We start from the raw sequence: 12024 nt of genomic DNA on the forward strand, positions 1-12024 counted from the left end.
AAGCTTGCATCAGGATCCACGCATTGTCTCTCTGGGGGAGAAACGAAATGGCGACGTGGCGACCCGATCCTTCCTTCTATCCATCCCCACGCATGGCTGCCAAGGCGCCGAAAGAGACGCTCGCCTATGTGGCGGCCTTCGACCCAGATCGCCAGCGGCCGGACGCAATCGCCGTCGTCGACGTCGACCCGGCGTCCCCAAACTATTCCGAGATCGTCGGGCAGGTGGACATGCCGAATGTCGGCGACGAGCTTCACCATTTCGGCTGGAATGCCTGCTCGTCCTGCCTATGTCCGAACGCGCCGCATCCGCATGTCGAACGCCGGTATCTGGTCGTCCCGGGCCTGAGGTCGTCGCGGCTGCATATCATCGACACCAAGCCCGATCCACGCAAGCCTGAGATCGTCCGCGTCATTGAGCCGGAGGAAGTCGCCGAGAGGGCGAACTATTCGCGGCTGCACACGATCCATTGCGGACCGGAGGGCATCTACGTCAACGCGCTCGCCGACCGTGACGGCAAGGCGCCCGGCGGCATCTTCCTGCTCGACCACGACAGTTTCGACGTGCTCGGCCAATGGGAAATGGATCGCGGACCGCAGAAGCTCGCCTATGACTTCTGGTGGCACCTCGGCCACGACACGATGATCACCAGCGAATGGGGAACGCCCGATACGTTCGAAAACGGCCTCGTTCCGGAAGTGCTGCTCGGCTCGAACTATGGCCGCAGGCTGCATTTCTGGGATCTGCATACGCGCAAGCATCTGCAGGAAATCGATTTCGGCGAGGAGCACCAGCTCGTCTTCGAATTGCGCCCGGCCCACGATCCGACCAAGGCCTATGGCTTCGTCGGCTGCGTCATCAGCCTAAAGGATTTGTCCGCATCGATCTGGACCTGGTATCGCGAAGGCAACCAGTGGGCAGTGAAGAAGGTGATCGAAATCCCGGCCGAGCCGGCCGATCCGGACCTCTTGCCGCCCTTGCTCAAGGGCTTTCAAGCGGTGCCGCCGCTCGTCACCGATATCGACCTCTCAATGGACGATCGCTTCCTCTACGTCTCCTGCTGGGGCACCGGCGACATGATCCAGTACGACGTTTCCGATCCGCTTGCGCCGAAGGAGACCGGTCGCGTTAGGATCGGCGGGATCGTGGCCCGCGCGACGCACCCGAAGGCGTCGAACGGCGCGCTTAACGGCGGGCCGCAGATGGTGGAAATCAGCCGCGACGGCAAGCGGGTTTATTTCACCAATTCGCTCTATGGAGCGATCGACCCGCAATTCTACCCGGAGGGTCTCGACGGCTGGATGGTGAAGCTCGATGTCGGCGACAATGGCGGCATTTCCTTCGACGAGAACTTCTTCGTCGATTGGCCGAAGGGCCACCGCCCGCATCAGGTCCGGCTCGAGGGCGGCGACTGCTCGTCGGATTCCTACTGCTATCCTTGAAGTGAGCAGAACCATGCCTCGTCGGAGCGGATAATGGATTTCTGGCCGTGGCTCTCGCTCGCCGGTCTCGGTGCCTTTCACGGCGCCAATCCGGCGATGGGGTGGCTTTTCGCCGTGGCGCTCGGGCTGCATCGGCAAAGCGCGCGAACCGTCTGGCTCTCGCTTCTCCCGATCGCCCTCGGCCATGCCGCTGCCATTGCGACGGTCCTGGCCGTGATGGCCGCATTCGAGGCGGTTATGGACCTACGCAGCCTGCAGCTCGTCGCCGCCGCTTTTATCCTGGCTTTCGCCGGTTACCTTGCCATCTACGGACACCGCCACCGCGTCAGGGTCGGCATGCGCGCCGGGATGGCCGGGCTTGCCGCGTGGTCCTTCCTGATGGCGACGAGCCATGGTGCCGGACTGATGCTCGTGCCCGCCGTCCTGAGCCTCTGCCTCGCCGATCAGGCCGGCGTGGCCGGCACCACCGACTCACTCTCCGTTTCCCTCACCGCAATTGCCGTCCATACCGGTGCCATGCTCACCGTGATCGCGGCAATCGCGCTGGCCGTCTTTACCTGGGTTGGCCTTGCCGGCTTGCGCTCCGCATGGATCAATTTCGATCGGCTCTGGATCGCGGCGCTCGGCGCAACCGGCATCATCCTCCTCGTCTGGTAAAGCGCAGTTCGCCCTACAACGACTTCACATAGTCGATATAGCCGCGGACATCGGCGGCCGGCTCGCTGTAGGCGTCGCCGAGCGACTTTTCCATTTCTGTGACATAGGTCTTGGCCCAGTCCGGCAAGGAATAGTCGATCGCCGCCAGGAATTCGAGCGTCGCGGCAAGCCTGATATCCGCTATCGACGGGCTGTCGCCGCCGATGAACGGCTTGTCGCCCATGTAGAAGAGGCGGAAGACCTCGAGCGGTTCGGCAAGCGCCTCAGCGGCGGCCTGGCGTGCCCGCTCCTTGGTTTCCGCATCCGCCTCGCTGAAGCCGACTTCGCCGGGATATTGGGGGAAGTTGAGGGCCGGGTAGGTAGCGCGAGCGAGATAAGGATAAAAGGTGCCGATCAGGTAGAACATGGCGCTGTCGATCATCGCGCGCGCTTCCGGGTCCTTCGGATAGAATTGATCGAGCCCGTGCTTGTTGCAGAGATATTGCATGATCGCGCAGCTCTCCCAGAGCGCGCCCTTGGGCAGCTCCGCCGTTTCGATCATCGGCGTCAGGTGCGACGGCGCGCGAGCCAGATATTCGGCGGAGCGGGTCTGCCCGTAGACGTCGTGCTCGGCAAAATCGAGCTTTGCCGCCCTTAGAAACACCCGCACCGTCATGTTGTTGACGCTGGGCTTGATCACGTTGAGCTTTATCGTTCCCATCTGTCTTCCTCCCTCTGCTTCCCTAGATTGATCCGTATGGGTCCTTCGGAGCGCGGTCAGCCGACAGCGTCGGCCGCGCACTTTCGACAAGCGCCTCGATCGCATCGGCGAGATGCACTTCGGCGATGGCATAGTCGCCGCGCGCCAGCCGAACGTTATGCGCCTCCATCAGTACGTCGGCATGGGTGTGGCCGGCCGGCGGCTCGAAGCGATAGGAGGCAAGCTCGACCAGGAGGCCGAGCGGGTCTTCGAAATAGATCGAATCCATGAAGCCGCGATCCTTGACGCCGCTGTGGCGAATGTTGCGCTCATTGAGGCGCTCGACCGCCTGCTGGAATGTCGCCCGCGACACGGTGAAGGCGATGTGATGCACGCAACCGATGTCCGTCGACGTGCGTTTCGGATCGGGCGTGCGGTTCTCGTCGGTAAAGACGGTGATCAGCCGCCCGTCGCCCGGGTCGAAATAGAGGTGGCTTTCCGAGGCCCTGTCGAGGTTCGGCTGCTCGAAGATGAAAGGCATGCCGAGAATTCCCTCCCAGAAGTCAATCGATGTCTGCCGGTCCGCGCCGACAAGCGTGATGTGATGGACCCCCTGCGATTGAAGCTTCCGCATTGCCGTCCTCCCTAATCTTCTTCCGCGGGTGCGGGCGGAAAAGCCGCTTTCCTCACCCTGCTTGATGCTGCACGAGTTTCGACTTGTATTCGCTGCGCTGGAGCGTGCCCCAGGGGACGATTTCTATCCGCGTGGAAACGACAAGCACGTCGCGGATGCGCTTCTGGATCTTGTCGGCAAGCGCCGGAATGCCTTCGCTGTCCCTGGCGAGTTCCACGGAAACCGGCAAGTGTGGCTCCTGTCTGGCACCTGCGGCTACCGGGGTTATCAGGATGGCGCCGCTGACGGCCGGCGCGAATTCGTTCACGACGTCTCTGATAGCCGAGGGAAAGACGTTGACGCCGCGGACGATCAGCAGGTCGTCCGTCCGCCCGATGCACCGCGCCCGCGGTGCCGTCCGCCCGCATCGGCAGGTCGACGTCCACATCTCGACATGGTCACGCGTGCGGAACCGCAGCATCGGTGCCGCCTGATGGCGAAGATGGGTGAGGACTAATTCGCCTTTCACGCCATCAGCAAGGGCGATCGGCAATTCGGTTTCGGGGTCGATCAGTTCGGCATGGACCAAGCCGCGGGCGCCGAGATGCATGCCGCATTGCTCCTCGCATTCGCCCCACAGCGACACGCCGATGTCGCCGATACCCATGGCCTCGGTGACCTTTGCGCCCCAGGCTTCTTCGAGGCGCGCCCGGAGTTTCGGCTCGCCGCCGCCGGGTTCGCCGGCGACGAGCAACCGGCGGACGCTGGAACTTTTGAGATCGAAGCCGCGATCGGCGGCCCATTCGCCGAGATGGGCGGCATAGGACGGCGTCATTACCGCTGCCGAGGGCCTTAAGAGTCTGATGGCGGTCATCAGGCGCTCGGTGTTGCCGGTGCCGACCGGGATATGGCACATGCCCATCCGGTCGAAGGCGCCGAGTGCTGCGCCGGCAGCGAAGGGCCCGGCGTTATAGGTCGAAACGATCGCCTCGCCTTGCCTGATCCCCGAGGCCGAATAGCTGCGTGCCGACGTCGTCACCCAGTTGTCGAGATCCTGCGCCGTCAGCGGAATATAGCTCGGCGTCCCGGTGGTGCCGCTGGTGGAATAGATCCGGACGATCCTGTCGATCGGCACGGCAACATGCGTCCCCATTGGCTCCGCGTCACTGCAACTCGCCCGGATCTCGCTCTTCTCGGTCAGCGGAAGATTGGCGATCGCATCAAGTCCACCGACGCTTTCGGCCGCTTCGAAACCGGCCTCGCTGAGCTTGCTTTGATAGAAGCGTGAACGGGCCATGAGATATGCGATCTGCTTCCGGTAAAGCGCGTCATCCAACCGGATCTGGTCGCGCCAGGGCAGCGTCTCGACATCGGGCTCGAACATGATCAGCTGTCGTCCTCGTCGTTCCGATAGTTGACTGCCGCTTCGGCATGCGCTGCCAAGGTGAAACCGATTGGGTTTTGCTGCTCCTCGGCGAGATGGGCAAGGAGGCCGCCGGCGCGGGCCAGTAGCGGCACCGCCTTGATCGTCGCAATGGGGAAGCCGAGATCGAGAAGCACGGCGGCGATCGGCATCGAGACGTTCATCACGAGCGGCTTGCCCCAGACCTCGGCCGCCGCGGCGCGGAAGTTTTGCGCCATGGCTGTATGCGGTCCGCTGACGCCGCGTGCGTCCGCGAGTTCGAGGATCCGTTCGGCGCGCGGATCGGTCGGGCGATGCACCGGGTGGCCGAAGCCCGGCAGTTTTCCGCCGGCCTTGCGGATGTCCTGCAGCATTGCGACGGCGACCAGCTTCGCGTCCTCGCCGACCGTGACACGGGCCTGCGCCTCGGCCAGAAGCTTGCCGCATCGTTCCGAGGTTCCGACCAGCACCGGACCGCAACCGAGAAGTCCCGCCGCCAGAGCGCCTTGCAGCGAATCCGGATCGGCGGCGAGCGTCATGCGCGCCGCCGCCACCGTCGGCATGATGCCGTGCTCGGCGATGGCAATCAGCAGCAGATCGAGAAAGTAGCGCTGGTTGTCCGTGGGCTCCCGGCCGGTCAGCAGCAGGTAGAAATATTCGGTAAAACTCAGTCGTCCCATGAGGTCGCTGCAGAGATCGCGGCCTCGCACCTCGACGCTTTCCGCACTTGCCTGGCAAATGCGGGTGATCGCCTCGTGAGGTTTGCCGATCTGCATGCGGTCCCCTCTAGCGGTGTCTGCGGACGCGGTTTTCCGCGGGAGCGCTACAGCGATGATAGTAGATCAAAAAGAGCCGAGGTAAAGCGGCGCGCCCCGGCGACGTCGGGTAATGCAAAGGACGGCTCGTGCCTCACGAAGCGTCCTTGAAATTGCATCCCCGCGATTGGTCATCAGACGTTGCGCCGCTTGCCTTCGATCAGGTCGAGCACGGCGCGCGCCGCATCGAGCACATGCGTGCCGGGGCCGAAGACGGCGGAGACGCCGTTCTCCATCAGATACTCATAGTCCTGTCGCGGGATGACGCCGCCGCAGACGACGATGATGTCCTCGCCGCCGCGCTTCTTCAGCGCCTCGGCGAGTTGCGGCATCAGCGTCTTGTGGCCGGCGGCGAGCGAGGAAACGCCGACGACGGTGACCTCCTCGGCAAGCGCCAGCTCGGCGGCCTCGTCCGGCGTCTGGAACAGCGGTCCGGCGACGACGTCGAAGCCGATGTCGCCGAAGGCCGAGGCGATCACCTTGGCGCCGCGATCGTGGCCGTCCTGGCCGAGCTTGGCGACCATGATCTTCGGCTTGTGGCCGAGCCGTTTCGTGACCTCGCCGAGCCTACCGGAGAGGACGCCGAGCTCCGGGTCGCCCTCATAGGCCTTGCCGTAAATGTCGGTGACGACCTCGGGAATGGCGGCATGGTCGCCAAAGGCCTGCCGCATCGCGTCGGAGATTTCGCCGACGGTGGCGCGCGCCCGTGCCGCCTCGACCGCAGCGGCGAGCAGATTGCCCTTGCCGCTTCTTGCCACTTCGGCCAGCGCTTCCAGCGTCTGCTTCACCTTTTGCGAGTCGCGGCGCCGTCTGGTTTCCTCGATCCGTTTGATCTGGGCCGTACGGACCGCGGCGTTGTCGATCTGCAGGATGTCAATCGGCTCTTCGTTCTCGAGCCGATATTTGTTGACGCCGACGATGACCTCGTCGCCGCGGTCGACCGCCGCCTGGCGCCGTGTCGCCGCCTCCTCGATCAGCCGCTTCGGCAGGCCGGCATTGACCGCCTTGGTCATGCCGCCGAGCGCTTCCACCTCTTCGATCAGCGCCCAAGCCTTCTCGGCAAGCTCGTTCGTGAGATTCTCGACGTAGTAGGAGCCGGCAAGCGGGTCGACGACCTTCGTCACCCCCGTCTCGTGCTGCAGGATCAGTTGCGTGTTGCGGGCTATGCGGGCGGAAAACTCGGTCGGTAGCGCGATCGCCTCGTCGAAGGAATTGGTGTGCAGCGACTGCGTGCCGCCGAGCACCGCCGACATCGCCTCGAAGGCGGTGCGGATGATGTTGTTGTAGGGGTCCTGCTCGGCAAGCGAGACTCCGGACGTCTGGCAATGGGTCCGGAGCATCAGCGAGGATGCCTTCTTCGGCTCGAACTCCTTCATGATCCGCGTCCACAATAGCCGCGCCGCGCGCAGCTTCGCAGCCTCCATGAAGAAGTTCATGCCGATCGCGAAGAAGAACGAGAGCCGGCCGGCGAAATCGTCGACGTTCAGCCCCTTGGCAAGGGCTGCGCGCACATATTCGCGCCCGTCGGCGAGGGTAAAGGCAAGCTCCTGCGTGAGCGTCGCGCCGGCCTCCTGCATGTGATAGCCGGAGATCGAGATCGAGTTGAACTTCGGCATCTCCTTCGCCGTATATTCGATGATGTCGGCGACGATCCGCATCGAGGGTTCCGGCGGGTAGATGTAGGTGTTGCGGACCATGAACTCCTTGAGGATGTCGTTCTGGATGGTCCCGGAGAGGTTCTCGCGCGACACGCCCTGTTCCTCGCCGGCGACAATGAAGGAGGCGAGGATCGGGATCACCGCGCCGTTCATGGTCATCGAGACCGAGATTTTCTCGAGCGGGATGCCGTCGAACAGGATCTTCATGTCCTCGACCGAGTCGATTGCCACCCCCGCCTTGCCGACGTCGCCGACGACGCGGGGGTGGTCGCTGTCATAGCCGCGGTGGGTGGCGAGGTCGAAGGCGACCGAGACGCCCTGCTGGCCGGCGGCAAGGTTCCGCCGGTAGAAGGCGTTCGAGGCTTCCGCCGTCGAGAATCCGGCATATTGCCGGATCGTCCAGGGCCGGCCGGCATACATGGTGGCGCGCGGGCCGCGCAGGAAGGGCTCGGAGCCGGGGAGCGTGTCGAGGTGGTCGATGGCCGCGAGGTCGTCCTGGGTGTAGAGCGGCTTGACCGCGATGCCTTCGGGCGTATGCCAGGTGAGGCTTTCGGGGGAGGTTTTGAGCTCCTTCTCGGCGAGGGCTTCCCAGTCCTTGATGGTCTTTTTGGTCATCGTCCGCTCCATTCGAGGCGCATCTGTTCGTGGCGCGGGACAGACCCCTCCCCAACCCCTCCCCACAAGGGGGAGGGGCTGCTGTGCCGCGCTCTCCGCACGCTATTTTTGCACAAATTACTCGTACAGATGTCGAAGGGAGCAAGGCGGTGCCGCCGCAGAGTTCCTCCCCCTTGTGGGGAGGGGTTGGGGAGGGGTCTCTCCCAACGCTTCAACATGCTCCGTAGAAGAGAGGGGAGCATCAGCACCATCACTCGAACTCCATGATCAGTTCATCCACCGCCAGGCTCGCGCCGGCGGCGATCGCGACGCGCTTCACCGTCGCGCGCCTCTCCGCCCGCAGGATATTCTCCATCTTCATCGCCTCGACGACGGCGAGTGACTGGCCGGCCTCGACCGTGTCACCTTTCTTCACTGCAATCGAGGTGACGACGCCGGGCATCGGGCAGAGCAGCATCTTCGAGGTGTCCGGCGGCAGCTTCTTCGGCATCAGCCGGGCGAGTTCGGCGACGCGCGGGCTTCTGACCCGGGCGACGACATCGATGCCGCGCCAGCGCAGCCTTATGCCGGTGCCGACGAGGTCGACCTTCACCGCCATCGGCCGATTGTCTATGTTGAAGGTGGCGAGCGTGCGGCCGGGCAGCCAATCGCTGGCGACCGCAATGGTAGTTTCGTCAGCGAAGCGCACATAGGCGCCGTCGGCTGAGGTTCCGCTTGTCACCGCGAATTCGCGCTCGGCAAAGTTCACCATCCACTCGTGGCCGACGACCCGGTGGTGGTTGCCGATCGTTCCGGAAATCTGGCTGGCACGCTCCTGCAGCGCCCGATTGACGATAACGGCGACGGCGGCGAGTTTCATCGCCGATGCCTCGTCCGGTGCGACGCCGTGGAAGCCGTCGGCGAATTCCTCGGCGATATAGGCGGTCGTCAGCCGTCCCTCGCGGAACCGCTGCTGCTGCATCACGGCGGAGAGGAAGGGCAGGTTGTGGCCGATGCCCTCGACCTCGAAGGCGTCGAGCGCCTTCGCCATCGCCTCGACGGCCGTGGCGCGGTCGGGTCCCCAGGTGCAGAGCTTGGCGATCATCGGGTCGTAGAACATCGAGATCTCGCCGCCCTCGAAGACGCCGGTGTCGTTGCGGATGACCGTGCCGTCGTCCTGCCGGCCTTCTTCCGGCGGCCGGTAGCGCGTCAGCCGGCCGATCGACGGCAGGAAATTGCGATAGGGGTCTTCCGCATAGAGGCGGCTTTCGATTGCCCAGCCGTCGAGCTTCACGTCGCCCTGGCCGAAGGCAAGCTTCTCGCCCGCCGCGACGCGGATCATCTGCTCGACGAGGTCGAGGCCGGTGACGAGCTCCGTCACCGGATGCTCGACCTGAAGGCGGGTGTTCATCTCGAGGAAATAGAAGTTGCGGTCGCCGTCGACGATAAATTCGACCGTGCCGGCCGAGTGGTAGCCGACGGCCTTGGCGAGCGCCGCCGCCTGCTCGCCCATGGCGCGGCGCGTCGTCTCGTCGAGGAAAGGAGAGGGGGCCTCCTCGATGACCTTCTGGTTGCGCCGCTGGATCGAGCATTCGCGTTCGCCGAGATAGAGCGTGTTGCCGTGCTTGTCGCCGAGCACCTGGATCTCGATATGGCGCGGCTCGGTGACAAATTTCTCGATGAAGATGCGGTCGTCGCCAAACGAGCTCTTCGCCTCGTTCTTCGACGACTGGAAGCCCTCGCGCGCCTCGCGCTCGTTCCAGGCGATGCGCATGCCCTTGCCGCCGCCGCCGGCGGATGCCTTGATCATCACCGGAAAGCCGATCGACGAGGCAATCCGCACCGCCTCGTCGGCGTCCTCGATCAGGCCCATATGGCCGGGAACGGTGGATACGCCGGCTTTGGCTGCGAGCTTCTTCGAGGTGATCTTGTCGCCCATCGCCTCGATCGCCTTGACCGGCGGGCCGATGAAGGCGACGCCCTCCTTTTCCAGCGCCTCGGCGAAGGCGGCGTTTTCCGACAGGAAGCCGTAGCCCGGATGGACGGCGTCGGCGCCGGTCTTGCGGATCGCCTCGAGGATTTTTTCGATGACGATATAGGACTGGCTCGAGGGCGAGGGTCCGATATGCACGGCCTCGTCGGCCAGCCGCACATGCATGGCGTCGCGGTCGGCGTCGGAATAGACGGCGACCGTCGCAATGCCGAGCTTCTTGGCGGTCTTGATGACGCGGCAGGCGATTTCGCCACGATTGGCGACGAGGATCTTCTTGAACATGCGTTTCTCTTTCAATTCTCTCTGTCGCGTCATCGCCGGAATTTTCTGAAATAGGGAGCCAAGCCGATTGCGGTGCCCGCGGCGGTGCCGATCAGGGCGAAAGGCGCAAATACCGTGGCCGCGGCGAGCAACGGGTCGGTTGAGCGTTCGACCAGTGTGCCGATGGAGCCGATGTCGAGCAGCATCAGCGCGCCGGCCGCAACCGTCCCGGCGAGCGTGCCGGAGAGGGCACTCATCACCAGATGCCGCAGCGTCCGCCGGCGACCGCGGCCGGCGGCTTCAGGTATCATCGGGGGTTGCGGTTGCGCGTTCATGGCTGTCGATCAAAGCGGGATCGTGTCGTGCTTGCGCCAGCGCGTCTCCACCTGCTTGTTGCGCAGCGAGGCGAAGGCGCGGGCAATGCGTTTGCGCGACGAATGCGGCATGATCACCTCGTCGATGAAGCCGCGCTCGGCGGCGACGAAGGGATTGGCGAAGCGCTCCTCGTATTCGCTGGTGCGGGCGGCGATCTTTTCCGGGTCGCCGAGTTCGGAGCGGTAGAGGATCTCGGTCGCGCCCTTGGCGCCCATTACGGCGATCTCGGCCGTCGGCCAGGCATAGTTGACGTCGGCGCCGATATGCTTCGAGGCCATGACGTCATAGGCGCCGCCGTAGGCCTTGCGGGTGATCAGCGTCACCATCGGCACAGTCGCCTGGCTGTAGGCGAAGAGCAGCTTGGCGCCGTGCTTGATGACGCCGCCATATTCCTGGGCGGTGCCGGGCAGGAAGCCGGGCACGTCGACGAGTGTCAGGATCGGGATCGAGAAGGCGTCGCAGAAGCGCACGAAGCGGGCCGCCTTGCGCGAGGAATCGATGTCGAGGCAGCCGGCGAGCACCATCGGCTGATTGGCGACGACGCCGACCGTCTGACCTTCGAGACGGATGAAGCCGGTGATGATGTTGCGGGCGAAATCCGCCTGCAGCTCGAAGAAGTCGCCCTCGTCGGCAACGGCGAGGATCAGCTCCTTCATGTCGTAGGGCTTGGTGGCGCTTTCCGGAATGAGGCTGTCGAGACGCATCTCGAGGCGTGCAGGGTCGTCATGGGAAGGCCGGATCGGCGGCTTCTCGCGGTTGTTCAATGGCAGGAAATCGAAGAGCAGCCGCACCTGTTCGAGCGCCTCGATGTCGTTCTCATAGGCGCCGTCGGCGACCGAGGATTTGCTCGTGTGGGTGCGGGCGCCACCGAGTTCTTCGGCGGTGACGATCTCGTTCGTCACCGTCTTCACCACGTCCGGGCCGGTGACGAACATGTAGGATGAGTCGCGCACCATGAAGATGAAGTCGGTCATCGCGGGCGAGTAGACTGCCCCGCCGGCGCACGGCCCCATGATCACCGAGATCTGCGGGATGACGCCGGAGACCTCGGCGTTGCGGCGGAATACCTCGGCATATCCGGCAAGCGATGCGACACCCTCCTGGATGCGGGCGCCGCCCGAATCGTTGAGGCCGATCACCGGGGCGCCGTTGCGGGCTGCCATGTCCATGATCTTGCAGATCTTCTGGGCATGCGTCTCCGACAGCGAGCCGCCGAGCACGGTGAAGTCCTGGGAAAAGACATAGACCTGCCGGCCGTTGATCGTGCCCCAGCCGGTGACCACGCCGTCGCCGGCGACTTTCTGGTCAGCCATGCCGAAATCGACGCAGCGATGCGTCACGTACATGTCGTATTCTTCGAAGGAGCCCTCGTCGAGCAGCACGTCGATGCGTTCGCGGGCCGTCAGCTTGCCCTTGCCATGCTGAGCGGCAATGCGCTTCTCGCCGCCGCCGGCGCGTGCCTCGGCCCGGCGGGCCTCGACCTGTTCAAGTATTGCGCGCATCGCTCTCCTCCCATTTTCGTTGATTGTGCAGAG

10 protein-coding genes are annotated in these 12024 nt (G+C 64.3%); 2 read left to right on the plus strand and 8 right to left on the minus strand.

The features are described 5' to 3' along the window. Positions 1-47 precede the first annotated feature (47 nt). A complete protein-coding gene (locus ATC00_RS14535) occupies positions 48-1442 on the plus strand; it encodes a selenium-binding family protein (protein WP_064253326.1) in 1395 nt (464 codons plus the stop codon). A gap of 30 nt (positions 1443-1472) precedes the next feature. Then, entirely contained in the window at positions 1473-2099 is a 627-nt protein-coding gene (locus ATC00_RS14540) for a hypothetical protein (RefSeq protein ID WP_082912340.1), read from the plus strand. 13 nt (positions 2100-2112) lie between these two features. Here ATC00_RS14540 and ATC00_RS14545 read toward each other — a convergent pair whose 3' ends face one another. The 8 genes from ATC00_RS14545 to ATC00_RS14580 all read right to left on the minus strand — a co-directional run bounded on the left by ATC00_RS14545 (position 2113) and on the right by ATC00_RS14580 (position 11991). Then, entirely contained in the window at positions 2113-2799 is a 687-nt protein-coding gene (locus tag ATC00_RS14545) for a glutathione S-transferase family protein (protein WP_064253328.1), read from the minus strand. Between the two features lie 22 nt (positions 2800-2821). Continuing rightward, positions 2822-3412: a VOC family protein gene (locus ATC00_RS14550; RefSeq protein WP_064253329.1), complete on the minus strand. Its 591-nt coding sequence runs from the start codon at positions 3410-3412 to the stop codon at positions 2822-2824. A 52-nt stretch (positions 3413-3464) separates the two neighbouring features. After that, entirely contained in the window at positions 3465-4775 is a 1311-nt protein-coding gene (locus tag ATC00_RS14555; protein WP_064253330.1) for a phenylacetate--CoA ligase family protein, read from the minus strand. Positions 4776-4777: 2 nt separating this feature from the next. Continuing rightward, positions 4778-5569, minus strand: a complete 792-nt coding sequence (locus tag ATC00_RS14560) for a citryl-CoA lyase (RefSeq protein ID WP_064253331.1) — start codon at positions 5567-5569, stop codon at positions 4778-4780. Between the two features lie 173 nt (positions 5570-5742). Further along, positions 5743-7881 (minus strand): methylmalonyl-CoA mutase, encoded by a 2139-nt coding sequence (gene scpA, locus ATC00_RS14565; RefSeq protein ID WP_064253459.1) that lies wholly within the window; start codon positions 7879-7881, stop codon positions 5743-5745. A 250-nt stretch (positions 7882-8131) separates the two neighbouring features. After that, positions 8132-10135: an acetyl-CoA carboxylase biotin carboxylase subunit gene (locus ATC00_RS14570; RefSeq protein WP_064253332.1), complete on the minus strand. Its 2004-nt coding sequence runs from the start codon at positions 10133-10135 to the stop codon at positions 8132-8134. Positions 10136-10164: 29 nt separating this feature from the next. Beyond that, entirely contained in the window at positions 10165-10425 is a 261-nt protein-coding gene (locus ATC00_RS14575; protein WP_234782314.1) for a hypothetical protein, read from the minus strand. A 33-nt stretch (positions 10426-10458) separates the two neighbouring features. Then, positions 10459-11991, minus strand: coding sequence for an acyl-CoA carboxylase subunit beta (locus ATC00_RS14580; RefSeq protein WP_037383844.1), 1533 nt, complete (start codon positions 11989-11991; stop codon positions 10459-10461). Positions 11992-12024: the final 33 nt, after the last annotated feature.

The sequence above is a fragment of the Sinorhizobium americanum genome (assembly GCF_001651855.1).
Lineage (GTDB): Bacteria > Pseudomonadota > Alphaproteobacteria > Rhizobiales > Rhizobiaceae > Sinorhizobium > Sinorhizobium americanum.

Bases quoted from the DNA above. Each gene is read 5' to 3' on its own strand.
- ATC00_RS14570 (WP_064253332.1), bottom strand. From the start codon at position 10,135: ATGTTCAAGAAGATCCTCGTCGCCAATCGTGGCGAAATCGCCTGCCGC.
- ATC00_RS14580 (WP_037383844.1), bottom strand. From the start codon at position 11,991: ATGCGCGCAATACTTGAACAGGTCGAGGCCCGCCGGGCCGAGGCACGC.
- ATC00_RS14555 (WP_064253330.1), bottom strand. From the start codon at position 4,775: ATGTTCGAGCCCGATGTCGAGACGCTGCCCTGGCGCGACCAGATCCGG.
- ATC00_RS14550 (WP_064253329.1), bottom strand. From the start codon at position 3,412: ATGCGGAAGCTTCAATCGCAGGGGGTCCATCACATCACGCTTGTCGGC.
- ATC00_RS14535 (WP_064253326.1), top strand. From the start codon at position 48: ATGGCGACGTGGCGACCCGATCCTTCCTTCTATCCATCCCCACGCATG.
- ATC00_RS14545 (WP_064253328.1), bottom strand. From the start codon at position 2,799: ATGGGAACGATAAAGCTCAACGTGATCAAGCCCAGCGTCAACAACATG.
- ATC00_RS14575 (WP_234782314.1), bottom strand. From the start codon at position 10,425: ATGATACCTGAAGCCGCCGGCCGCGGTCGCCGGCGGACGCTGCGGCAT.
- scpA (WP_064253459.1), bottom strand. From the start codon at position 7,881: ATGACCAAAAAGACCATCAAGGACTGGGAAGCCCTCGCCGAGAAGGAG.
- ATC00_RS14560 (WP_064253331.1), bottom strand. From the start codon at position 5,569: ATGCAGATCGGCAAACCTCACGAGGCGATCACCCGCATTTGCCAGGCA.